At 71.0% G+C, this 23,997-nt stretch carries 18 protein-coding genes; 9 read left to right on the top strand and 9 right to left on the bottom strand.

Features of this window, described 5'->3' with window-relative positions; genetic code table 11:
- Positions 1–76: 76 nt before the first annotated feature.
- Together ACZ7G1_RS26330 and ACZ7G1_RS26325 are read left to right on the top strand one after the other, a co-directional pair.
- Positions 77–811, top strand: a complete 735-nt coding sequence (locus tag ACZ7G1_RS26330; protein WP_470880330.1) for a prepilin peptidase — start codon at positions 77–79, stop codon at positions 809–811.
- A 409-nt stretch (positions 812–1,220) separates the two neighbouring features.
- A complete protein-coding gene (locus tag ACZ7G1_RS26325) occupies positions 1,221–2,390 on the top strand; it encodes a UDP-N-acetylglucosamine--N-acetylmuramyl-(pentapeptide) pyrophosphoryl-undecaprenol N-acetylglucosamine transferase (RefSeq protein ID WP_470880332.1) in 1,170 nt (389 codons plus the stop codon).
- Positions 2,391–2,467: 77 nt separating this feature from the next.
- Here the strand turns inward: ACZ7G1_RS26325 and ACZ7G1_RS26320 are convergent, their stop codons facing one another.
- From ACZ7G1_RS26320 to ACZ7G1_RS26310, 3 genes are read right to left on the bottom strand one after another with little or no spacing between them, the layout of a single operon-like run.
- Positions 2,468–3,598, bottom strand: a complete 1,131-nt coding sequence (locus ACZ7G1_RS26320) for a DegT/DnrJ/EryC1/StrS family aminotransferase (protein WP_470880333.1) — start codon at positions 3,596–3,598, stop codon at positions 2,468–2,470.
- A complete protein-coding gene (locus ACZ7G1_RS26315) occupies positions 3,595–4,824 on the bottom strand; it encodes an ATP-grasp domain-containing protein (protein ID WP_470880335.1) in 1,230 nt (409 codons plus the stop codon). Before ACZ7G1_RS26315 ends, ACZ7G1_RS26320 begins: the two co-directional genes overlap by 4 nt.
- Positions 4,814–5,839, bottom strand: coding sequence for a dTDP-glucose 4,6-dehydratase (locus tag ACZ7G1_RS26310; RefSeq protein ID WP_470880336.1), 1,026 nt, complete (start codon positions 5,837–5,839; stop codon positions 4,814–4,816). The genes ACZ7G1_RS26315 and ACZ7G1_RS26310 overlap by 11 nt, the downstream gene beginning before the upstream one ends.
- A 193-nt stretch (positions 5,840–6,032) precedes the next feature.
- Here ACZ7G1_RS26310 and ACZ7G1_RS26305 point away from each other — a divergent pair, with 193 nt between their 5' ends.
- Positions 6,033–7,415 (top strand): sporulation protein, encoded by a 1,383-nt coding sequence (locus tag ACZ7G1_RS26305; RefSeq protein ID WP_470880338.1) that lies wholly within the window; start codon positions 6,033–6,035, stop codon positions 7,413–7,415.
- A gap of 686 nt (positions 7,416–8,101) precedes the next feature.
- Here the strand turns inward: ACZ7G1_RS26305 and ACZ7G1_RS26300 are convergent.
- Entirely contained in the window at positions 8,102–9,100 is a 999-nt protein-coding gene (locus ACZ7G1_RS26300; protein ID WP_470880340.1) for a DNA polymerase Y family protein, read from the bottom strand.
- Positions 9,097–12,546, bottom strand: coding sequence for a DNA polymerase III subunit alpha (locus tag ACZ7G1_RS26295; protein ID WP_470880341.1), 3,450 nt, complete (start codon positions 12,544–12,546; stop codon positions 9,097–9,099). The genes ACZ7G1_RS26300 and ACZ7G1_RS26295 overlap by 4 nt, the downstream gene beginning before the upstream one ends.
- Before the next feature lie 411 nt (positions 12,547–12,957).
- On the opposite strand from ACZ7G1_RS26295, the gene ACZ7G1_RS26290 reads away from it, so the two are divergent.
- The 5 genes from ACZ7G1_RS26290 (at position 12,958) to ACZ7G1_RS26270 (ending at position 19,688) form a co-directional block, all read left to right on the top strand.
- Complete coding sequence (locus tag ACZ7G1_RS26290; RefSeq protein ID WP_470880342.1) at positions 12,958–14,127, top strand: tyrosine-type recombinase/integrase; 1,170 nt, start codon at positions 12,958–12,960, stop codon at positions 14,125–14,127.
- Entirely contained in the window at positions 14,124–16,625 is a 2,502-nt protein-coding gene (locus ACZ7G1_RS26285; RefSeq protein WP_470880343.1) for a hypothetical protein, read from the top strand. The genes ACZ7G1_RS26290 and ACZ7G1_RS26285 overlap by 4 nt, the downstream gene beginning before the upstream one ends.
- A complete protein-coding gene (locus ACZ7G1_RS26280) occupies positions 16,622–17,137 on the top strand; it encodes a hypothetical protein (RefSeq protein ID WP_470880344.1) in 516 nt (171 codons plus the stop codon). The genes ACZ7G1_RS26285 and ACZ7G1_RS26280 overlap by 4 nt, the downstream gene beginning before the upstream one ends.
- A 79-nt stretch (positions 17,138–17,216) precedes the next feature.
- Complete coding sequence (locus ACZ7G1_RS26275; protein WP_470880346.1) at positions 17,217–17,387, top strand: hypothetical protein; 171 nt, start codon at positions 17,217–17,219, stop codon at positions 17,385–17,387.
- 492 nt (positions 17,388–17,879) lie between these two features.
- Positions 17,880–19,688, top strand: a complete 1,809-nt coding sequence (locus tag ACZ7G1_RS26270) for a vWA domain-containing protein (RefSeq protein ID WP_470880347.1) — start codon at positions 17,880–17,882, stop codon at positions 19,686–19,688.
- Between the two features lie 189 nt (positions 19,689–19,877).
- Here ACZ7G1_RS26270 and ACZ7G1_RS26265 read toward each other — a convergent pair whose 3' ends face one another.
- A complete protein-coding gene (locus ACZ7G1_RS26265) occupies positions 19,878–21,176 on the bottom strand; it encodes a metal-dependent hydrolase family protein (RefSeq protein ID WP_470880349.1) in 1,299 nt (432 codons plus the stop codon).
- 153 nt (positions 21,177–21,329) lie between these two features.
- On the opposite strand from ACZ7G1_RS26265, the gene ACZ7G1_RS26260 reads away from it, so the two are divergent.
- Entirely contained in the window at positions 21,330–21,773 is a 444-nt protein-coding gene (locus ACZ7G1_RS26260) for a GNAT family N-acetyltransferase (RefSeq protein WP_470880351.1), read from the top strand.
- Positions 21,774–22,029: 256 nt separating this feature from the next.
- Here ACZ7G1_RS26260 and ACZ7G1_RS26255 read toward each other — a convergent pair whose 3' ends face one another.
- Genes ACZ7G1_RS26255 through ACZ7G1_RS26245 form a run of 3 tightly spaced genes read right to left on the bottom strand, consistent with a single transcriptional unit; the run spans position 22,030 to position 23,817 of the window.
- Positions 22,030–22,293 (bottom strand): metal-sensitive transcriptional regulator, encoded by a 264-nt coding sequence (locus tag ACZ7G1_RS26255; protein WP_470880352.1) that lies wholly within the window; start codon positions 22,291–22,293, stop codon positions 22,030–22,032.
- Between the two features lie 52 nt (positions 22,294–22,345).
- The gene (locus ACZ7G1_RS26250; protein ID WP_470880354.1) at positions 22,346–23,239 is read right to left on the bottom strand and encodes a sulfite exporter TauE/SafE family protein; all 894 of its coding nucleotides are present in this window, start codon (positions 23,237–23,239) and stop codon (positions 22,346–22,348) included.
- The gene (locus ACZ7G1_RS26245; protein ID WP_200430224.1) at positions 23,236–23,817 is read right to left on the bottom strand and encodes a rhodanese-like domain-containing protein; all 582 of its coding nucleotides are present in this window, start codon (positions 23,815–23,817) and stop codon (positions 23,236–23,238) included. The genes ACZ7G1_RS26250 and ACZ7G1_RS26245 overlap by 4 nt, the downstream gene beginning before the upstream one ends.
- Positions 23,818–23,997 lie beyond the last annotated feature (180 nt).

The raw sequence follows: 23,997 nt of genomic DNA, 5'->3' as shown, positions 1-23,997 counted from the left end.
ATGCCTCCCTCCCCATGTGACTGCGGACAAGCGGTTTCGCCCCGGAGACCCGCACCCACTGTCTAGGGTCGGTCCCGTGAACGCCCTGCTGATCGCCTGCGCCACCCTGTGGGGCGCTGGCACCGGGCTGCTCGTCCCGCGTGCCGCCTACCGACTCGCCGTGGAACCGGAGGAACCGTGGCGAGACCACTGCCCCGCCGGGCATCTGCTCGTCGGGCCCGGCCGAGGCTGGCTCGGAGGTCCCGGCCGGCAGGAGTGTGCGACAGGCACCCCGATCACAGCCCCGCTGCTCACCGCCCTCGCTTGTGCCGCGCTCGCCCTCGCCACTGGCGAGCCCCGACCCGAGTTGGCTGTCTGGCTACTCGCCGCCCCGATCGGTGTCCTCCTAGCCTGTATCGACGTCCGCGTCCACCGGCTGCCAGACAAACTGACCCTGCCACTCGCGGTCGCCCTGCCGCTGCTCCTCGGGGCGGCCGAACTCCTGCCGCGCAACGTCGGCTCCTGGCCCAACGCGCTACTGGGCGCTTTCGCTCTGGGCGGCGCCTATCTGCTGCTCTTCCTGATCAATCCGCGAGGCCTCGGCCTAGGTGACGTGAAACTGGCACTGCCGTTGGGCGCGGCCCTTGGATGGTTCGGTTGGGAGATCCTCTGCGCGGGGACATTCGCGGGCTTTCTTCTAGCCGCGGTGTACGGGCTCGGCCTGGTCCTGCTACGGCGCGCCAGCCGCTCCTCGGTGATCCCTTTCGGGCCTTTCATGCTGCTGGGAGGGTTGCTTGGCCTCCTCCTTGGGGCGCTCACTATCACGCTCTGAGCCCGCGTGGTCGCCAGGGAGTTGCAGGCCGGAGGGCGATGACGTGACGTTCACGGATGCGGGAATTCGATCGGCGACATCTGCTTTGACGGCGGCGGTTCGACGTCCGGCAGGTCACACCCTGGCCGCAAGCATTGCGAACGCCGTGAAGAGGCTGGCCGGAGAGGCTGTAGCCCGCCTGAGCGTCTGACCCAAGACCGCTGGCCCCGTACCCCCGTAACGAGCCGGTCCGCCGGTGGACGGCATCGTCGGCGACCTTCGAGCCCGAGACGTTCCTGTGGATCGTCTTCCACCCTGCGCCGCGCAAGCCCCATGGGACGCCTTCCCCTCAGGTGTGACGGTCCAGCTGGGCTGTCCGGGCAGGCGCTAGCGTGGACCGGACGACGTCCGCGAACAGAGGAAGCTCCCCGTGACGCAGCACAGCAGTGAGCCGTTCCGGCTGATTGTGACCGGAGGCGGCACCGGCGGTCACACGTACCCTGCCCTGACCGCGGTTCGGACCCTCCAAGCTCGGCTCGCCGCGATGGGCCGTGCGCTGGAGGTGCTGTGGGTCGGAACGGCGGACAGCCTGGAGTCCCGCGTTGCGGCGGCCGAGGGGATCGCCTTCGTGTCGGTCGCCACGGGAAAGATCCGACGCCACCGCAACCCGGTCATGATGCTGTCCCCCGCGAACGTGCGGGACATGGCGCGCGTGCCGCTCGGCGTCGCCCAGGCCCGCGCCGTGGTCTCCCGATTCCGCCCCGACGTGGTGCTTGCGACGGGCGGGTACGTCGCCGTTCCGGTCGGCGTGGCCGCCTCGCTGTGCAGCCGGCCGCTCGTCGTCCACGAGCAGACGGTCCGTCTGGGCCTGGCCAACCGGACACTCGCGGGTAAGGCGACGCGCATCGCCGTCTCCTCGGACTCCACATTGCCGCTGCTGTCGGAGGCTTCCCGCAAGGTGGCGGTGGTCACGGGCAACCCGGTACGCCCCGAGGTGCTGACCGGCCAGGCGGACAAGGCGATCCAGACCCTCGGGCTGCACGGCTTCCACCGCAACCTGCCGACCGTGTACGTCACCGGCGGCGCGCAGGGCTCGGAGCAGATCAACGGTCTCGTGGCCGACGTGCTGCCGTGGCTGCTGGGCGGCGCCAACGTGATCCACCAGTGCGGCCCCGACAACGTCGAAACGCTGCGCACCCGCGCCGGTGCTCTCCCCGCCGACCTGGCGTCCCGGTACCTGCTGACGGGCTTCGTCGGTCCGGAGCTGCCCGACGTCCTCGCACTGGCCGACGTGGTGATCTCCCGCAGCGGAGCGGGCACGATCGCCGAGCTGACTGCCCTGGGCAAGGCCGCCGTCCTCATCCCGCTCGCCACCTCGGCTGGCAACGAGCAGGCCCACAACGCCAGCCACCTGAACGACGCCGGAGCAGCAGTCGCGCTCCTCGGCACGGTGACGGCGGCGCAGTTGCGTGAGGCGGTCGGCCCGCTGCTGACCGACACCCGCCGCCGCGCGGACATCGCGGACCGGGCGCGCTCCTACGGCCGGCCGGATGCCGCCGACCGGCTGGTGGACCTGCTCTTCTCGGCCACAGGGCGCTGACGGGCGGGAGCCCGGGGAGGGAGGTCCGCCCCGGGCTCCCGCGCGCCGCAGCTACCGGCCGGCGGGCAGGGCCCGCGTCACTGCCGCTTCCCGCAGGCCGCGTCCTTGAGGGCGGAGGTGACGTGGCGTACGTCGTCCTTGGTTATGTACTGGTGGAAGGGCAACGACAGGATCTCCCGCCCGGCCTGCTCGGTGACGGGCAGATCGCGCCGCCACGGGGCGAAGGCGGGCTGGAGGTGGTTGGGAGGGTAGTGGACGCCGACCGCGATCCCGGAGGCGATCATCCGCTGGAAGACCTCCTCGCGGCCCTCGACCCGCACCACGCACAGATGCGGCACCGTGCGGTCCACGTCCACGTCCACCAGCGTGATGCCCTTCGCGCCGTGCAGCGCAGCCCGGTAGGCCCGCCACAGCTCCTGGCGCGTGACCTCGGTCGTCTTGAACTTGGGGAGCTGGGCCAGGCCGATCGCCGCGTTGATCGAGGACAGCTGGTAGCGCAGCCCGAAGCCCTCCACGCGGTAGGTGGTGGAGGCCTGCCGCTGGGCCTGCGAGACGACGACGCCGAGCATGCGCAGCTCGCGCAGGGTGGCGGCCTCCTCGGCGTTGCGGGGGATGACCATGCCGCCCTGTCCGCAGGTGAGGTTCTTGACCGGCCCGAACGAGAAGCACGTCAGGTCGCCGGTATTGCCGACCCGCACGGAGCCGCGGTAGGAGCCGAAGGCGTGGGCGGCGTCCTCGATCACGGCGATGCCGCGCTCGTGGAGGGTGTCGTGGGCCCCGCCCAGATCCACGGCCCGGCCGCCGAACAGGACCGGCAGTACGGCTCGGGTGGCGGGGGTGAGGGCTTCCAGGACGGCGGCCGGTTCGATGCACAGGGTGTCGGGGTTTACCTCGATGAACCGGGGCGTGGCCCCGCAGGCCAGGATGGCCTGGATGGTGGCGCAGAACGTCATCGAGGGGACGATCACCTCGTGGCCGGGGCCGATGCCGGCGGCCAGCAGGGCGCAGTGCATTGCGGCCGTGCCGGAGGCGGTGGCCACGGCGTCCGGCACGCCGAGGAACCGGGCGACTTCCTGCTCGAACTGTTCGGTGACGGCGGTGTGTCCGTACTGGCCTTCGGTCAGGACGCGCCCCACGGCGTCGAGTTCCGTCCCGTACAGGTAGGGGGTGGCGTTGCGTGCGGCGTCGGGCCGCGGCGGGGTGGTCACGATTCCTCCCGGGTGGGTCGGATGATCGGTCGGAGCCGTGAGATCGCCTTGTCCAGGGCCGCGGACACCTCTGCGGGCGACGGTCCGGCGGCGGTGATCATGCCGATCTTGTGGCCGGACTGGTCATGCGGGTGCACCAGGTCGCCGGGCTGGGCGTACAGCTCGATGCCGGTGACACCGGGGACGTTGCGCGCTTCGGCGGCCCCCTCCCACGTGACCAGTTCGCCTTCCGCGTCGAGGGGGGAGCCGAGCAGTTCCACGCCGGCGTGCGCGTTGCGTGTCTGCCTCAGATAGGCGTCGAACGGCTCGCCGAGCGCGAGTGCGATGAGCGCGCCTACGACGTTGACGCCCAGGGCGGCCTCGTGCAGGCGCGGGATGCTGTCCCCGCTCAGGCGCGGGTTGGCTTCGACGATGCGGCCCTGGCCGTCCTCGCCGAGGACGAGGTCGAAATTCGCGGGCCCGTCCGTGATGCCCAGCGCACGGCACAGCCGGACGGCGACTTCCTCTAGGTGACGGTGCTTGGCCGGGGAGAGTTGCGCCGTGATGATGCGCCGAACGACGCTCCTGCCGGCCACGAGGTGTTGGTCCTTGATGCAGGTCATGAGCGATGTGCCGCCCTGGAGGAACAGGTCGATGGTCAGCTGTCGCCCGTGGACGAATTCCTCGGCGATCACGGCCTGTGAGGCGGAGTGGGCGCTTGCGCGGGCGATGGCTGCGGGGAGGCCGTCGGGGTGGGTGACGCGGGTGATGCCCTTGCTGCCCGATCCGTCCACCGGCTTGACCATGAGCGGGAAACGCAACTCGGCGGCCTTCGCAGCGACTTCGCCCGGGTCAGTGGACGTGGTCCACCCGTAGTCGGCGACGCCGCAGGACGCGACGACCTGGTGGAAGGCGGCCTTGTCGAGGCCCGCCAAGGCTGCCTGCGGGTACACGTAGGGCATGCCGTAGCGCAGGCCCAGGACACGCCAGGTGAGCAGCGCGGCGTCGGTCGCGCCGACCACGATCCCGGCGGGCCGCGTGTCGCCCAGCGCTTCGGCGATGGCGTCCGCGTCCCGGGTGGAGACGTTGATCGCCGCGACGGCGAAGGGGAACGCGGGGGCGTCCGGGCGCATGTCGACGGCGATGGTCGCAATTCCCCGGCGCCTGGCCTCCTCGTAGAGAGGGATGTGCTCCTCCGATGCGCCGAGCACGAGCAGCGCGTGGTGCGGCAACTGGTCACCGGACACGGTCACGCTCCGGGCTCGGGGCCGCGATGCCGGCGGCGGGGACCGGGGGCTGCGCGCTCGGGGCCTGCACCACCCGGCGGTCCGGGTGGTGCAGGTACCAGGCGACGGTCTCGGCGAGACCGTCGTCGAGAGAGCGGCACGGCCGGTAGCCGAGCTGCTGGACCTTGGCGCAGTCCATCGCGTACCGCAGGTCGTTCGCGGTCCGGTCCGGGACGTACACCACGCGGCTCCAATCCGCGTCGCAGGCACGCAGCAGCAGCGCCGTCAGCTCCCGGGTCGTCAGGTCCGTACCCAGGCCGAGGTTGTAGGCCTCGCCGGGCATGCCGTCGCGCAGCACGAGCTCGACGCCGGCGCAGTTGTCCTCGACGTGCAGCCAGTTCCGCACGTGTTGGCCCTGCCCGTGCACGGTGACCTTGCCGCCGCGCATCAGGGCGGAGATGAACCGGGGGATGACCTTCTCCGGGTGCTGGCCGGGCCCGTAGTTGTTCGAGGAGCGGGTGACGCACACCGGCAGCCCGAACGTGACCGCGTACGACAGGGCGACCAGGTCCGAGGCGGCCTTGCTCGCGGCGTAGGGGACAGTCGGGCGCAGTGGCGCGTCCTCAGTCGCGGCACCGTCCAGGAGCGGCCCGTAGACCTCGTCGGTGGACACGTGGACGAACTTGGACACCTCGGCCTTGGCCGCGGCCGCCAGGAGCCGCTGGGTGCCCAGTACGTTCGTCGCCGCGAACGTCCCGGCATCGACGAAGCTGTGGTCGACGTGGGACTCGGCGGCGAAGTGCACGACCGCGGTGTGGCGGGCCATCAGGTCGGTGGCGAGCGTGGTGTCGAGGATGTTGCCGTGAACGAACGTGAGCTTCGGCGATTCGAGCGCCGGACCCAGGTTGTCCAGGTTGCCCGCGTAGGTGAGGGCATCGAGGACGGTGATCCGCTCGACGTCCTCGGCGGCGAGCATCCGCTTGACGAAGTGGGATCCGATGAAACCGGCGCCGCCGGTGACGAGCAGTTGGCGCATGCGCGTCTCCATTCCGGGGGACGGCCGCCCTGCCCTGTCGCGAGGAGCGGTCCGACCGGCTTCCAGCACACTCCCGGAGGGGTCGAGCCCGACAGGCACACGGAGGGGGCCCACAGAACACAGAAGCGGTAACGGTGTTGCTGCCCGCGGGCCTACCCTCGAAGCCCGGCCACCGGCAGGCAGGAGATCCCTCATGGCGCCGGCACCACGCAGGACCCACGAGCCGAACCACCGCCTCGGCGCGCTCCTGGCCGCGAGCGGCCGCAGCCGCAAGGGCCTCGCGCAGCGGGTGAACGAGCTCTCCACGCAGCGCGGTCAGCCGCGCGCATACACCCATACGAGTGTCGGTAACTGGGTGGACAAGGGCATGATCCCCGACGCCCCGGCGCCCGAGCTCATCGCCGTTGCGCTGGGAGAACGCCTCGGTAGGCCCGTCACCCTGGCGGAGATGGGCATGGCCGGCCTCCCCGTCGACCCGGCCGCGATGGGGTTGGATTTCCCCAGAGACCCCGGCGAGGCCGTACGCAACGCCGCGAACTTCTGGAGCACCGTGCACCGACGCGACTTCATCGGCGGCGCGTTCGCCGTTGCCGCCTACACCACCCCGGTCACCCGCTGGCTGGTCCAACCCGCCGCGCCACTGCCCGGGCACCGTGGCAACATCCAGGTCGGCCGCGCGGACCTGGAGGAGCTATGGCAGGCCGCGAGCGAGGCCCGCTCCTGGGACTCGAAGTACGGCGGTGGCAGCTGGCGCTCCAGCAGCGTCGCGGACTGCCTCCGGCACCGCGCGAGCCCGCTGCTGGTCGGCACCTACCCGGAGAAGATCGGCGCCGAGCTGTACTGCGTAACCGCCGAGCTCGCCCGGGTCGTCGGCTGGGCCGCACTGGACATGGGCCAGCACGACGCCGCGCAGCGGCACTTCATCCAAGCCCTCGCGCTCGCCCGCGCGGCCGGCGACACCGAGGTCGGCAGCCACGTGATGTCCACGATGGCACTGCAGGCCATGCTGCGCGGCTACCCGAGCGAGGCCATCGACATGGTCCAGGGCGGCTACGAGCGCGCGAAGGGATCGGCGAGCCCGCGGGTGCTGGCGTTCGCGAAGATGGTCGAGGCCCGGGCACACGGCCGGTCACGGGACCCTCGGGCAGCGTCGCGCGCCCTGTCCCAGGCGGAGACGCTCCTCGGCCGCGCACGGCCCGGCGACGATCCGCAGTGGATCAGCTACATGAGCCACACCCGGCTCGCGTCGGATGCGGTCGAGGTGTGGCGGGACCTCGGTAACCCGAAGGCGGCGTTCACATGGAACCGGCACGCCGACGCGATGCCCGAGGGCTCGTTCGCCCGCTCGGTCGGACTGCGCCTCACGGTGCTCGGGACGGTGCACCTGCAGGGCGGCAACCTTGAGGAGGGCGTCACGATGGGGCACCGGGCGGTCGACATCCTCGCGCGGGTGCAGTCGACGCGTGCGCGGGACTACGTGCGGGACTACACGACGGAGTTGCGCCGCTGGCCGAAGGAGCCGGCGGTCCGGGACCTGCTGCAGCGGGCACGCACGGAGCTGGCCATGGCCAGCTGAGCGGCCATCATCCCGGAGTGCGGCCGTCCCGTCTTCGCCTCGGCCAGCCGCACGCGGGACTGTCAACGGTTCCTGCTCCGCTCCCGGGCATACAGGAGGCGGGCAGCCCGGCGGGCGCGGGCAGCGGCGTGACGTACAGGCGTTGCGCCGATGTTGTCCAGGTCGACCCGGTACCGGCCGCCGCGCTCCTCGTAGGCCCGGATCGAGTCGCCGGGCCCGAGGAGCCCGAGCGAGGTGTACCGGGCCCTGACAACTCTGCGGCCACCACCGGAGAGGAATCCCGGATTTCGGCTTGGTGTCGAGCCGGTGCCGCTGCAGTTCAGCTCGCACGCCGCCAAGGTCCGCCGCTAGGAGCGGCTCCCCCATTCGGGATCCGCCAAGCCCCAACCCGGGTCGCGGCCGGGGTAGACACAGTTTGGGTCGGCCACCCCCCACCCCGTGTCGCACAGACCCCATCCGATGTCGCGACGCATGCCATCCCCTCCCTGTACCAGGATCCGCACAGGACCGTTGATCATCGACGCTATCTCTGACCAGGAGATTCGGGTAGCTCGAAGAGCTACTGACGTCAGGTCGCGGGATCGCGGGCCGAGACGAGGCTGGCCACAAGACGAGGCGTGGCCCCACCGTGCGCGCCGCCGGGGGCAAGTGATTCGGCGGCAGACAAGGCCGTGCTTTGTTGCGAATCAGCTGGCTGGCCGGAATGCGGCGGCGCTGGCGACGATCCCGTGGTGGTAGCGGGCGCGGGCGCGGTCGAGGGCGGTTTCGAGGTGGTGGGCTTTCTCGTCGTGGGTGTCGAGGGTGAGCTGGTGGGTGGCGGTTTCTGCGGGTTGGAGGCGTTCTGCGCGGAGCGCGAGTGTGCGGACGCGGGCGCGTTGGAGCCCCAGCGTGGCCAGGAGTTCGCGGCTGGTGGCGGAGAGGGCGGGGGTGTGGGCGGTGGCCTCGGGCAGGGTGCGGGTGCGGGTGGTGGTTGTGCGGTCGGCGTAGGTGACAGTGAGGGAGAGGGCCTGGGCGATGTGGTGGTCGGCCCGCAGCTGCGCGCCGAGCTGTTCGGTGAGTCCGAGGACGGCACGGTGGTGCCGGTCGGCGTGGAGTTCGTCGTGGTCGAACTGGTGGGTGCGGCTGAGGGATTTCGGCGCGGCTGCGGGGATGACGGGGCGGTCGTCGATGCCGTGGGCTCGCTGGCGGGCCTGGCGGCCGGCGGCGACGCCGAGGATCCGCTGGAGGGTGGGGAGTGGGGTGTCGGCGATGTCGCCGACGGTGGTGATGCCGAGCCGGCCCAGCGCGCGGGCGGCTGCGGGGCCGATGCCGGGGAGCGCGGCTGTCGGCTGGGGCCGGAGGAAGGCGGCGATGCCGTAGGGGGTGGGGTCGATGATGGTGGCGGCGCCGGGTGGGGTGCGGGCGGCGGCCATCGCGGTGATCGTCTTGTTGGGGCCGGCGGCCGCGCTGCTTTGGACGCCGTGGAGTGCGAGGGCGCGGAGGCGGATCACGCCGACGAGGCCGGCCGGGTCCTGTTTCCAGTAGCGCAGGGCGCCGGTGAGGTCCGCGTCGGCGGAGGTGTCGGCGGGGTGTGCTTCGACCTGGGGGGTGATGTCGGTCAGGACGGCGAGGAGCTGCTCGTAGAGGTCGGGGTCGGGGGAGGGGAGGTGGAAGTGGATGCGCATGAGGGTGCGGGTGGTGGTCATCCGGCGCTCCCGGGGCTGGTGTGGCCGAGGCGGTTGAGGTCGGCGGATCGGGTGCCGGCGGGCTGGAGGTCCGCGTAGGGGTGCAGGCGGGCACCGGTGGTGCCGTCCTTGAGGGTGCGGGTCGGGGGCCTTGTGGGCTGGGCGGGGGTGGGTGCGGGTGTGGTGCGGCCGATGAGGTCGAGGACGGCCTGGGGGCCGTGGTCGCGGCGGGCCGCGGCGAGTTCCTCGAGGTTCCACACCATGGAGCCGACGACGGTGCGGCGCGGGCCGCGTGCTTCGACGGTGCCGCGGACCAGGAGGAGCCCGGAGTAGAAGACGGTGTGGGCGCAGGCGTCGTGACTGTCTTCGAAGAAGGCGATGTCGACGAGACCGGAGCCGTCTTCGAGGGTGACGAAGATGACCCGCTTGCCCGAGGGGATGGGTGGGGTCTGGGTGGAGGCGCGGATGCCGGCGACGAGGACCTGCTGCCCGGGGTGCATCTGGCGCAGGTGCTTGGCATCGACGGCTCCGAGCTCCCGCAGGAGCCGGTGGTGGTGCTCCATCAGGTGCTGGCTCACGTCGATCTTGAGGATGGTGAGCTCGGCGTCCATGCGTTCGCGGCTGGACATCTCCCGCAGGCCGGTCGGCCCGGCGGTGATGAGGGAGTCGTCGAGGGGGAGCTGGCCGGCGCCGGGCCGGCTGCGGGCCTGGCGGTGCAGTTCGGTGGCCTGCAGCAGCAGGTCCCGCCGCGTCAGATCACCTTTGAGCTGGTCCAGGGCGCCGATCAGGATCAGGCGCTCGGCGATGGGCAGTGAGGGATGGGCGCGCTGCCAGAAGTCCTGCAGCGAGGTGTAGGGCTGGCCCGCGGCGACGCGGGTGACTTCGTCCTCGCTGATGCCGCGCACCGAGGACAGGGAGAGCCGTACGCCGAAGCCGGCGTCGGTGGCTTCGACGGTGTAGGCGGGCTGGGAGGTGTTGATGTCGACGGGCAGGACGGGCACGCGGTGGCGTCGTGCGTCGGAGACGATCACGCGCAGCGGCCACATGCCCGGGTCGTGCTCGAGCAGACCGGCATACAGGGCGGCGGGATGGTGGGCCTTGAGCCAGGCGGACTGCAGGGCGGGGACGGCGAAGGCGACGGCGTGCGCGCGGCAGAAACCGTAGGCGCCGAAGCTGCTGACGATGTCCCAGACCTCGTCGAGGACGTTCGGGTTGTAGCCGCGGGCGCCGGCCTTCTCCCGGAACCACGCCTCCAGGCGCGGTAGGCGTTTCTCGTCGCCGAGGACACGGCGGGCGACCTCGGCCAGGGCCCGGTCGCAGCCGGTCATGACGGCGAGGATGTCGATGATCTGCTCGTGCCAGATCGTCACCCCGTAGGTGTCGCGCAGGACGGGTTCGAGGTCGGGGTGCGGGTAGGCGGGGGCAGCGCCGTGGCGGGCGGCGATGTACATCGCGGGCATGCCTCCCTGTACCGGACCGGGTCGGAAAAGGGAGATGTCGGCGATGACGTCCTGGGGGTCACGGGGCTGCAGCCGGCCGACGAGGTCCTGCTGACCGGGGGACTCCAGCTGGAACATGCCGATGGTGTCGCTGTCCTGGATCATCTTGAAGGCGAAATGGTCATCGAGAGGGACGTGGTCCGGGTTGTCGAGGTCGATCTGCCGGCCCGTGGTGCGGCGGATCTCCGCGACGGCGTGCGCCATCGCGGACTGCATCCGCACCCCAAGGACATCGAGCTTGAGCAGGCCGAGGTCCTCGACGTCGTCCTTGTCGGCCTGGACCATCGGGTACTTGCCCTGCGCGGTCGGCTGGACCGGGAGGCGCTCCAGCAACGACGCGTTCGACAAGATCACCCCACACGGATGCATCGCCATCCCGCGCGGCAGCTTGTCGAGCCCCTCCGCCAGCTCCCACAGCGGCCCGTACACGCCGGCCTCGGCATGCAGATGGCGCAGCTCGGGCAGCTCGGCGAGCGCGGAGCGGATGTCACAGGCCCGGATATGCGGAAAGGCCTTCGCGACCCGGTCCACAATATGCGGCGGCAGGCCGAGCGCGAGCCCGGTATCCCGCAGCGCGTGCCGGGCACGGTAGGTCTCCGGCATCCCGGTCACCGCAACCCGCTCGGCGCCGAACCGCTCGAAGATCTTGTCGTAGACCTCCAGACGGCGGGCCGACTCCACATCGATGTCGATGTCCGGCAGCGACGCCCGCCGCTCGGACAAGAACCGCTCGAACAACAGATGGTGCTCCAACGGGTTTGCGGTGGCGACGAACAGGGAGTGGTTGACCATGGATCCGGCGCCCGAGCCACGGGCCGCGACCCGGATACCCATGTCCCGGGTGTCGGCCACGACCTGCGCGACCGCCAGGAAATACGGCTCGTACCCGAGGCGGCCGATGATCCCCAGCTCGTACTCCAGCTGCTCGACCGAGCGCCGGTCAGCGGCGAGACCGCGGGCCACCATCCCCGCCTCACACCGCTGCCTCAGCAGCCGCATCGCCCCGCCCGCCCCGGCCTCGGCTCCCACGACCGTCGGCTCCGGGAAATGCGGAGAGCCAAGACCCAAGTCGGCGACCGGGTCGACAACACAGGACTCCGCCGTCCCAAGCGTCTCGGCCAGCAACACCGCCGCACGGCCCGGCCCACCGCCGGCATCCGCACAGACCCGCTCCGCCACCACCGCCATCTCCTGCGGCCCCTTGAGCCAGCGCTCACCGCAGTCCAGACGCCGCCGGTCAACCGGCCGCAGCAGCCGCGCCGCATCCAGCACATCCGCGAGCCGACGCTGACCCGCATCGGCGTAACGCACCGCGTTCGCGAGCACCGCCGGAATACCGAGCCGGTCCGCCAGACCGACCGTGTGCGCGGCCAGCCGCCTCGAGCCAGGCCCCATCCCCGCAAGACCCCACGACACCGCCTCCAGCCGAAGGCCCGCGCCCGCCAGCTCCCGCCACGGCTCAAGCAGCCGCTCGGCGACATCGGCCCTGCCCGCTGCAAGGGCGCGCACCGGCTCGGAAGCCGGGCCCAGCATCACCACCAGGTCCTCGTCCGCGAACTGCCCCAAGGTGTCCCAGGACGCAGTCGGCACACCTCCCGCGAGGTGAGCGGCGGAAACGATTCGGCACAGGCGGGCCCACCCGGCGGCTGACCTGGCCAGCAGCGTGACCCGCAAGGGCGCCTCGACGACGTGGGCGCCACCGCGGACCGGAGTCCGCCGCCGAGCCGGCATCCGCGGGGCGGCCGACAGGTGCGGCGCCACGGCCAGGTCCACACCGAAGACGGGGCGGACCCCGGCGGACATGGACGCCTTCGCGAAGCGGACCATCCCGGTGACACTGTCCCGGTCCGTCAGCGCCAGAGTCCTGATCCCGCGCTCCGCGGCCCGGGCAACCAGGTCGCCCGGGTGGGAAGCGCCGTAGCGGGCGGAGAAGCCCGAGGCGACATGAAGGTGCACCCCATCACCCATGACAGCCTCCGCCTAATACCCCCAAACCCGCACTAACCTCTTGGTCAGACTTCCACCGTACCGAACAGGTATTCGAACACGCGAGCGCGCGCGTCCGTTGGTGTGGATTTGAACGCTTGTTCTATCTTGGAGTCGCGGTGCTCACCGCGATGCCGCGAAGGAAGCGACCATGATCACGCCCGCCCCCACCAACCTGCCGACCCAGCAGTGCCCGCCCCAGCTCCTGGGTAGATGTGCTCGGTGCCAGGCCCCGTGCCATCGCTACGGCCATGGAGGCAACCCGCTTTCTCTCCGGGTGGGTCTGCTGTGGTGTGACGTGCGGTGAGGTGGGTTCGTTGAGCTCCTGGGACTCGTTCTCGGGGGGTGTGGCTCTGCGGCGGGTTGTTGCACGACTCGTGGCAGGAGATGCGGATGCGGGCGTTCCCCGTGGTGATGCCGTCCGGTCAGAAGTACTGGACGGTGCTCGATGACGACTTGGAGGTCGTCCCTGTTGTTGATCAGTGGCTTCGTACTCTGCGGTTCGGGCGGGACCGGGCGGAGCTGACGACGAAGGCGTACGCCGGCGGCGTTGCGCTCTATCTGCGGTGGTGTGCCGCGACGCGCCGGGAGTGGACCGCGGCCGGGCAGGATCTCGGTCTGTTCATGATCTGGCTGAAGCACACTCCCGTACCGCGGGACGGGGAAGCGCCGGTGATTCAGCCCGGCCCGGGTGGGAAGCCGGTGCGGGGCGAGCGGCGGATTAACAGGGTGCTGGTCGCGGTGCGGGGCCTGCTGGCGTACGCGGTGTCGGTGAGGCAGGCGCCACGGTCGGTGCTCGGGCAGATCTACGAGCTCGCGGACAGCCGGGATCTTCCGGCGGAGGCCCAGGGCGAGGACGGGGGCCTGTTCTACCGGCTTCGGCCGGTGCACTGGCTGCGGGAGCCGGAGACACGGATGGATCGTGCTCAGGACGCCGAGCTGGTGGCCATGTTCACCGCCGCCCGCAGCGCGCGGGACCGGCTGGTCGTCCTGCTGGTGGGCCGGGTCGGTCTGCGCCGGGGGCAGGTGGCGGGGCTGCGTCGCAGCGATGTCCATCTGCTTCCGGACTCCCGTGTGCTGGGCTGCGACTACCCGGGGGCTCACGTGCACGTGAAGCGGCGGGAGAACGCGAACGGGGCTTGGTCGAAGTCGCGGCACGCGTGGGTGGCGCCGGTGGACTTCCTGGTGGTGTCCGCGTGCGATCTCTACTACGAGGAGCGGTTGCGGCTGCTGGGGGCGGGCGGAAGCGACTTTCTGCTGGTGAACCTGTTCCGGGGGCCGCTGGGCGCGCCGATGTCGCCGGAGGCGGTCGGGGAGGTGTTGGAGCGGCTCGGCGTTAGAGCCGGGCTGGGCAGGCGGGTGGGTGCGCACATGGCGCGCCGGGCGTTTGCCTCGAATGCGGTCGATGCCGGGGCTGCGGCGGATGAGGTGCAGGCGCTGCTGGGGCAGAAGTGTCTGGACTCGCAGGCGCCGTACCTGTTTCCGGACCCGAAGCGGATCAGGGCGGCGATCGAACGGGTGCCGTCGCCGCGCGGGCTGGGCGGGCCGGGGGCGGGCCGGTGACGGCCGCGCGTGCCGCCGTCGCACCGAGCTGCGGAGAGCCGGCCGAGGATGAACGGCTGGGACAGATCCTGCGCGCCCTGGACGAGGACTTTCTGCGGGTGCTGGGGTGGGACTGGGAGCGGCGGGTGATCACCTGGCCCCGGCAGCATCCGGTGATCGGGCTGCCGGACTGCCCGGTCCCGGCCTGTCCTTCCGCGATCACCGTGCTGACCCACCCGATGTGCGGGGGCTGCCTGGAACGGTGGCGACTCGGACCCGAAGTGCCGCTGGACGAGTTCGTGCTCGTGCCGAAGAAGGTCAGCCGCGGGGTCGGCCAGGAGCCGTGCGCGGTCATGGACTGCGGGCGGCCGCGCGACACCGTCGCGGGCCGGCTGTGTCTGGCCCACCGGGACCAGTACGCCACAGCGGAGTGCCGCGGGCTGGACCTGGAGGCGTTCCTCGCTCACTCGCGGGTGAGGGGGCATGCTGCGCCAGGGCCGTGTGAGGTGGTGGCCTGTTTCCTCGCCCGCGCCGGTGGCCAGCCCCCGTACTGCAAGGCACATGTCCAGCGCTTCTACCGGGCCCGGCGGGTGCCGGGGTTCGACGAGGCGCACTGGCGCCTGACGGACAAGGCGATCTGCACCACGCGCGAGGCGAGTCTGCGTGGTTTGCCGGACCGGCTCGTCGCCGAACTCCTCTACGGTCTGATGATCCGTACCCAGGAGGGATTCCGGTCCCGCCCCGAGTGCCTGCGTCCCCTCTACGACCGGCTGCGCGCCCATCAGGTGCGCCGGCTGGACGAGGTGACGGACGCCGCAGCACACGGGAACCACCGCGAGCAGGTGACGATGGTGCAGGCCTGGCAGCGTGCTCTGCGGCTGCTGGACATGACTCCGGAGACCGAGCGCGTCAAGGACGTGTGGGACATGGCGGTCTTCGGCTACACCGGCCGTATCTCGTTCGTGCCCATTTTGCAGGAGCCCTTGCGGGAGGCGATGAAGGTCTGGGTGTACGACGATCTGCCCCGGCGCCGGAACAGGAACGCGGTCCAGCACATGCGCGCGGTCATCGCCGCCGTCGGCATGCTCTCGGAGAGCCTTCGGGTGCAGCGTGAGGACCGCGGCGCGGTGCCCGCCGCGTGGGGCCGCAGCGACATCGTCGCCTTCACCAACCGCCTGGGCTACTTCACCTCGACCGGCCGGCTCAGCGCAGCCCGGAGGCTGACGTTCACCCGGTTCGTCCGCCGGGTCCTGGCCCGCTTCCGCGCCCTTGGTCTTACCGCGGCCGGGCAGCTGCTGGAAGGGATGCCGGCCGACTTCGCGATCGCGCCGGAGGACATGCCCGACGAGCCCGCGGACACCGAGGCCGGCCGGGATCTGCCGGAAGAGGTGATGCGTGAGCTGTGCGCCCGGCTCGACGACCTGGAGGCCATGAGCGGGATGGAGGTCCGCGTCGCGACCGAGCTGCTCATCGACACCGGCAGGCGCCCCGACGAGATCTACACTCTCGCTTTCGACTGCCTGGGGCAGGACTCCGACGGCTCCGATGTCCTTGTCTACGACAACCACAAGGCTTACCGGCTCGGCAGACGTCTGCCGATCGGCGCCGAGACAGCCGCGGTCATCCGGCGCCAGCAGCAGCGCGTCCGCGACCGCTTCCCCACTGCGGACTCCGCAGTTCTGCGGCTCCTGCCACGGTCCAAGGCCAACCCGGAAGGCACCAAGCCCCTGACCGACATGTCGAGCCAGCACCGGGCCTGGGTGAACTCCCTGCCCGACCTGCTCGTACCGGTCGTCGTCACCGAAGGGGATCACCGCATCACCCGGCTGACGCCGTTCGACAAGATGCGGATCTTCCCCTACGCCTACCGCCACTGCTACGCCCAGCGGCACGCCGATGCCGGCGTCCCGGTCGACGTCCTCAAGGAGCTGATGGACCACCGCCTGGTCAGCACCACCATGGGCTACTACCGCGTCGGCGAGGAACGCCGCCGCGAAGCCGTCGACCGCGTCACCGCTCTGCAGTTCGACCGCCACGGCAACCGGGTCTGGCGCACCGCGAAAAGTCTCCTCGACTCGGAGCACGTCCGCCGCGCGATCGGCGAGGTCGCCACTCCCTACGGCGTGTGCCGCGAACCCTCCAACGTCGCGGCCGGCGGCCACGCCTGCCCGCTCCGCTTCCGCTGCCTGGGCTGCGAGCACTTCTCCACCGACATCTCCTACCTCCCCGATCTCCAGGCCCACCTCGCCGACCTGCTCCGCAGCCGCGAACGCCTCATGTCCGCCTTCGAAGCCGATGAGTGGGTCCGTACCCAGGCCATGCCCTCCGAGGAAGAGATCCGCCGCGTGCGCCGCCTGATCGAACGCGTCCGCACCGACCTCGACGACCTCACCCCCGAGGATCGCGCCCAGATCGAACAAGCCGTCACCCTCGTACGCCGCAACCGCACCGTCCACCTCGGCATGCCCCGCGTACACCAGCCCCTGCCCGACGTCCGACCGGCGAGGAACCCGACGTGACCACCCCGATGGACGCCGGCCGCCATGTCGGCACCGAACGACGACGGCGCCGCGTGCAGGACGCCATCACGACCGCGATCCGCGACGGCACCCCTCTGACCACCTCCGCCATCGCCCGCGCAGCAGGTGTCGACCGCACCTTCCTCTACCGCCACCGCGACCTGCTGGACCACCTCCACACCACCAGCCGCTCAGCCGCATCACCCGGAAACGCAGACGTCACCACGGCGTCACTTCGAGCCGACCTCGCCAACGCCAACGCGCGCGCCACCCGCCTGGCCTCCCGCGTCACGCAGCTGGAGGAAGCCTTGTCCAGACGCCTCGGCGAAAAGGCCTGGGCCGAATCCGGGCTGGGAGCCAGCGCCGATGTCGCCGAGCTGAAGACCACCATCACGCACCTCGAACAGCGCAACGCCGAACTCGCCCGGCAGATGGAGGAACAGGAGGCCGAACTAGAAGCGGCACGCGCGGCGAACCGGCAGTTGACGCGAGCCCTTAACCACAAGGAATGAACGACCATCCCGTTGGCAAGGGCCGCTGAGGCCGTGACCAGACCCCCGCACCGCTGCGCGCGGCGGGAAGCATGGTCTCGTGCTGTACGACCCCCACCGGACCAAGGACGCCCCCATCGCCGACGTCCTCCTGGGGCAGGACGGCCCCTTCCGCCGTCGGCCCGCGCCCGACGAAGACGACGCCGCCGTCCGAGACATCGAGGAGCCGGGCGCCATGGTGCCCGCGCCCCGGGATGAGAGCGGGCGGTGACGCTGCGGCGGTAGGTCCTGGCCGCATTCAGCTTCAGCTCTACCGACACGTCACCGTTCCTGGAAAACAACCGCTGTTCCTGGTTCTCGCCTGCGTAGCCAAGCGGCAGATGGCGGCGTCCTGGATCGCGGAGACAGTCTCGCGGGCCTGGGCGCCGTAGTTGGCGAAGGCCGCGTCTCGGCGTCAGCGGATGCGGGATGAGCCTCGGCGGGACGCTGGTGGGCGGGCCAACGGCGGCGAGGTGCGCGTCGAAGGACGGCGCCCATACGTAAGTAAGCGCTCTGCTATGTCGACTCACTCACTTATGGAGTAGAGAGTCTCATATGAGACGAATTGGATACATTTTCGGTCTGCTGTGCTTCCCTTCCCTGGAGAACCTTCATGCGTCTGCAACCCCGTCAGCTCACCCTGGGTGCCGCCCTTTTCGTCCTCGCCGGGCTGGGGGCGCCCGGAGCGAGGGCCGATGTCCCGACACCTGCCGCTGATACGTCGGTGATCACTGTGAGGACCGGAGGGGACCGGACCGGTGACACCGGGGTCATCCCTCTTGCAGGGGTGCGGCTGGCCCTCTTCGCGAACGAGGCCGATGCCGAGCCGGTCGCGGGTGCCTGGGCGCGGTGCACTTCCGACGCGGACGGGGACTGCAGCTTCACCGTGCCGGACACGGGGAGCGGGGGAGCGAACGCCGGGGTCCGGTTCTGGGTCCGTCAGCTGCCCGGCGGGGTGCCCGCGGGCTGGTTCGCCAACCCGTCGCTGCGTACGGGCAAGGGCAGCGGCTCGGGCTCGGTGGAGTCGGTCTACCAGTTCCGTACACCCGCCCTCGAAGGCGGGGAGACGTATTCCTCCCTCACGGACTTCATGCGCAGTACGGACTGGGCGGCGGTGCCGTACGTGGCTTCCGGCGGGATCTGGCAGCAGTCCAGGGTGAACCCGCCGCTGCCGTCGGCCTGCGGCCTGGACGTGGCGGTCGTCCTCGACCTGTCGGCATCGGTCGGCAGCGCGCTGCCGGACCTCAAGGCGGCGACCGACCGACTGACGGACACGCTCACCGGCACGCCCTCGCGGCTCGCGCTGTTCTCCTTCGACCGGAACTCTCCCAGTACGGGCACCACCAACCATCCCGCCCTCATGCCGGTCTCCACCAAGGACGGCGCGCAGGCGTTCAAGGGCCTGTACCAGGGGTGGACCCTCGGTTCCGGGACGAACTGGGACCAGGGGCTGAACGCGGTCGCGCAGTCGGCTCCGGATTACGACCTGGTGGTCGTCCTCACGGACGGCAACCCGACGCGTTTCGCCAAGCCGTACACGGGCGACGGGACCAACACCCACTTCGCGGACGTCGAGGGCGGGATCTTCTCCGCCAACGCGGTGAAGGCGAAGGGGTCCAGGGTCGTAGCCGTCGGCGTGGGCAGGGGCGTCGAGGGGATCTCGGGGATCAACCTGAAGGCGATCTCGGGCGAGGAGGCCTTCGATCCGGCGGACCCCGCGCCGCAGACCGCCGACTACTACCAGACGACCGACTTCGCGGCGGCGGGCGAGGCCCTGAGGAACATGGCCCTGGCGCAGTGCGAGGGCACGCTGTCCGTCATCAAGCAGATCGTGCCCGAGGACACGGAGGGCGAGGACGTCACCGGCGCCGAACCGGCGGGTGAGGGATGGCAGTTCGACGCCTCGACCACCACGGCCGGGATCGGCGGGCTGCCGGACACCGAGACCACGGTGAGCGACGGGACGGGCGGGGTCGTCTTCAAGCCGACCTTCCCGGCCGGGACCACGGATGCCGACGTCACCGTCACCGAGGCCCAGCAGCCGGGCTACGAGCTGGTCACTCAGGGTGCGAAGAACGCGGTCTGCACCAACCTCGATGACGGCGAGCCGGTGGACGTCACGAACACGGGGACGGCCTCCGCCCCTGCCTTCACGGTGGACGTGCCGCGTCTGGCGGCAGTGAGCTGCGTCGTTCACAACCGGCCGGTTCCGACCGAGCCGACACCTACCCCGACGGAGCCCACCCCGACTCCGACCGAGCCGACACCTACACCGACGGAGCCCACCCCGACGGAGCCGACGCCTACACCGACTCCGACCGACCCGACGCCCACGCCGACCTCGTCGGAGCCGACGCCTGGACCCACGCATCCGACGTATCCGCCGAACCCGCCCGGTGGTTACGGCGACGAACTGGCAGAGGCCGGTAGTGCCCGCGCGCAGTCGCTCGGACTCGTCGCTCTGTTTCTCGCCACCAGCGGGTCTTCGCTCGCGGCATGGAAGCTGCGCCGACGCGGCAGGTCCGCCCTCTAGGTGTATTGATCACGAGCGTTGCTCACACGGGTGAGGGACGCTCGGGTGGACCCGAAGAAAACGGCCTGGGCGGCCAGGGGATGCGCCTTGTCCGTCTCCCGGTGGTTCGGCCCGCGTCCGGACCACCGGGAGACCGCTGGTCCGGAAAGGGGCTTCGGACCGACTCGGTCCTCACCTGGCCCCGTGCTTCTACGGGACCAGGTGGGGCAGGCCCGCGGAGGCGAGGACGCCGGCCCGGTCGATGGCGACGCGTCCTTCCTTGAGGACGGCGTGCAGCTGGGCGGGGTCGGCGAGGGAGTCGATGTCGTCCAGGGGGTTCGTGCCGCAGACGACGAGGTCGGCGGCCTTGCCGGCGACCAGGCTGCCGGTGGCGTCCCCCACCGCGCACAGATCGGCCGCCTCGGAGGTGGCTGCCCGGATGGCCTGGAGCGGCGTCATGCCGCCGATGCGGACGAGGAGTCCCAGCTCCTTGAGGTTCTGCCCGTGGGGGGCGATCAGGCCCGCGTCGGTTCCCATGGCGATACGGATCCCGGCCTGCACGGAGCGGGCCACGCACTCCTGGGCGACCCGGTGCCAGTGCACGGCCTTGGCGTGCACGGCCGCGGGCACGGTGGACGGGTCGGGGTCGTGCATGGTCTCCAGGAGGGTGGGGACGAGGAACTGGCCGCGTTCGGCCATCTCCGCACGCAGCTCGTCGGTGAGGGCGTAGCCGTGCTCGATGCTGCGGACGCCGGCGCGGACGGCCGCGGCGATGCCGGGTTCCCCAATCGCGTGGACCGCGACGGGAAGGCCGCCGTAGGCCTCGGCCTCTTCCACGGCAGCGCGGATCATCTCGGGCCGCAGTCCGAGCCATTCGGGCTGGTCGTGCGGGGAGGTGACCCCTCCGCTGGCGGCGAGCTTGACGCAGTCGGCGCCGGCGGCGACGAGTTCGCGCACGCGGGTGCGGAGGTCGTCGACGGTGTCCACGATGCCGGGAGGGCTGCCGGGGAAGGCGACGGCGGTGGCGAGGGCGTCGATGCCGCTCGGGAGGCGGAAGTCGGCGTGGCCGGCGGTCTGGCTCAGCATGCTCACCGCGACCAGGAGCCGCGGTCCTGCGATGCGGCGTTCGGCCACGGCCCGCCGGAAGCCCGCGTCGAGTCCCATGAGGTCGCGTGCCGTGGTCACCCCGTTGTGCAAGGTGACCCGGAGCCTGTCGATCACCTTCAGCGTCCGGTAGCTGACGGGTTCGGCCGCACCCGCCAGCGGGCTCTCCACCGGGCCCGGCAGGGCGAAGTGCACGTGCGCGTCGATGAACCCCGGGCATACGGTCCGCCCTCCGAGGTCCACTCGGGTCGCGCGGCGCAGGTCGGGGTCGTCGGGGGCCTCGCTGGCGGGACCGCACCAGCGGATGGTGGGCCCCTCGATCACCAGGACCCCGTCGGGGACCGGCGGGGCGCCGGTGCCGTCGACGATCCGGGCGTTGTGCAGCACGACGGGGAGGGAAGACACGGCAGTCCTTCAGGGTCCGAGCGACGGTGTGGCGATCGTGCCACGCGGCGCAGGCCAGATCACGGAGCCGCTCGGCAGCGAGAAACGGCCTTCCGGTTTCCCCTCACAACTTTTACTTGGAAAAACCAAGTGCGCTGGATACCCTGCCACTCCATGACCGCAGGTAAGGGAAATGACGGGTACGAGCTCTCCACGGATCCTGACCGCCTCGATGTCGAGCTCGTGCACCAGTGGCTTTCAGCCGATGCGTTCTGGGCTCTGGGGCGGACCAGGGAAACGGTCGAGGCGTCCATTCGAGGCTCACTGAACTTCGCCGTCTACGACGCCGACGGCAGCCAAGTCGCCTACGCTCGCGTGGTCACCGACCACGCCACCTTCGCCTGGCTCTGCGACGCTTATGTGGAACCCACCCACCGCGGCAGAGGGCTCGGTACATGGCTGGCGAAAGCCGTCCGCGACCACCTTGCTCCTTATCGGCTCAAGCGTGTCCTTCTGTCGACCCTCGACGCCCACGAGGTCTACGCGAAGGCCGGATTCGCTCTCGTGCCGAACCCCGAGAGCTTCATGCTCCTGACCCACGACGGCGCCGAGGGGTAAGGGGAAGGCACGGGCCGCAGAAGTGGACAGGGCATGGGTGCCGCCGGCCGCCGGGGCGTGCGTCCCGGTGCGCCGCTCCCGGCCCACCGCGTTGGGGTCCACACCAGGGCCGTGAACCTGTACGCCCTGACTGTGACCAGGCAGGGTGGACTGTCTCCTCCCTTCTGCTTCTGCCCACGTCGGTCGTTCGGGGCGGACCGGGCTCCGGTTCGCTCCGAGCGACCGGCTTCTTCGTCCGGCTGGACGGGAGGGAGGCTCAGGTGAGGGTGAGGAAGAGCTTCTCCAGCTTGTCCTGTGTCATGGGCGGGTTCCCGGAACCGTCAGCGAGACACTCACGCATCCCGCTCGCCACGATCTTGAACCCGGCCCGGTCCAAAGCCTTGGAGACGGCTGCGAGTTGGGTGACGACGTCCTCGCACTCTCTGCCGGACTCGATCATGGCGATCACCGCCGCCAGCTGCCCCTGCGCTCGCTTGAGACGGTTCAGGACGGGCTTCATCGATGCTTCGTTCACCTGCATGGGAATTCTCCTCCTCCCCCCCATGGGATACGCCTGAGGACGTGCCCTCGCGTTATCTCGGCGCCGCGTCCTGGCGGACGCGGGGTACCGGCTGTGGTCGTGCCGTCCTTGACCGCCTCCGGAGTCGGACGGTGACCGCAACGCTTGCCGTGCCGCCCAGGACCGCCCAGGTGGCCGGGTGGGTCCACAGGCCGGAGTCGAGCTGCTGGGCGAGGACGAAGACGCCCATGACGACGACGAACCAGCCGAAGGACTTACGTAGCGCGTCCTGCGGGATGCGTCCGGCGAGGCGGGCGCCGATCAGGCTGCCGGCCACCGCCGCCACGGTCACGGTCAGGGCGATGCCCCAGTCGATGGACACCCCGGAGAGGTGTCCGGCGAGTCCGGCGAAGGACTTCATCGCGATGACCAGGAGCGAGGTGCCGACCGCGATGCCCATCGGCAGACCCCCGAGGATCGCGAGGGCGGGCACGACGAGGAAGCCGCCGCCGGAGCCGACCAGACCGGTCACGGCGCCGACGACCAGGCCCTCCACCGCGATGTGCTTCAGGGGCAGGTCGCGGTGCGCGGGCCGTGCCTTCTTCTTGCCGTTGCGGGGCTTGCGCAGCATCGCGTAGGCAGTGGCGAGCATCATCAGCGCGAAAGCGACGAGTAGGACCGTGCCGGGGATGTACTCGGCGACGCGGCCGCCGGCGTAGGCGCCGGCCATGCTGAAGGCGCCGAAGAGCAGGCCGGTCCGCCAGCGGACCCGGTGGGCCCGCGCGTGCGGGATCAGGGCGGCGAGGCTGGTGACGCCGACGACGAACAGGGAGGTGGCAATGGCCTCCTTGGTGTCCTGTCCGGCGAGGTAGACCAGGATCGGGACGGTGAGGATCGAGCCTCCGCCGCCGAGGATGCCGAGGCTGACGCCGATGAGCAGGGAGGCCGCGACGATCAGCGCGGTCACGACGCGCTCCGCAGCTCCGAAATGACGGTGCGGATGTCGGTGCGCGGGCCGCGGTTGTAGGGGAGTTTGGAGAGCAGAACGCCCATGGCGCAGGAGTTGCTGAGGGCGGCGTAGGTCAGGCCGGCGCCGACAGCGGTGCCGATGAGATGGATACCCGGAATCAGGATGCCGGCAAGTCCGGTGGCCAGGACGATGGACCCGGCGACGAGGCGAACCTGGCGCTCCATGTCCCACCGCTCGGGGCCCCGCTTCACGGGCGCGCCCACCCCCTCCCAGGCGTTCATGCCGCCCTCCAGGACCCGCAGGTTCGGCAGGCCAGCCTGGGCGAGGGCCTGCTCCGCCTCTCGGGCGCGCTGTCCCGAGCGGCACACGAGCACGACCTCCTCGTCCAGGTGGGACAGGAGCTCCGCGCGGTGCTCACGCAGGGTGCTCAGGGGCACGTTGTACGCGCCGGGGATGTGCGCGGTGCGGAACTCGCCGGGCGTACGGACGTCGAGCAGGCGCGGCGCCCGGTCCTCCTGGACGAGGCGGTGCAAAACGGCGGGGGTGATCGACTGGGCGGTGCGCTCGGTGCTCATACAAAACTCCAGAAGGTCTGTGCGAGGGGGTATGCAGGGGGCTGTGGGTCATGGCGGCGACCCAGGCATCAGAGAAAGAAGGGGGCCGGGGGGGGGGGGGGGGGGGGGGGGGGGGGGGGGGGGGGGGGGGGGGGGGGGGGGGGGGGGGGGGGGGGGGGGGGGGGGGGGGGGGGGGGGGGG

This window comes from Streptomyces sp. NPDC037273, assembly GCF_055603625.1.
Note: the sequence above shows the minus strand (reverse complement) of the source record. Positions and strands in the feature narration are given on the sequence as shown.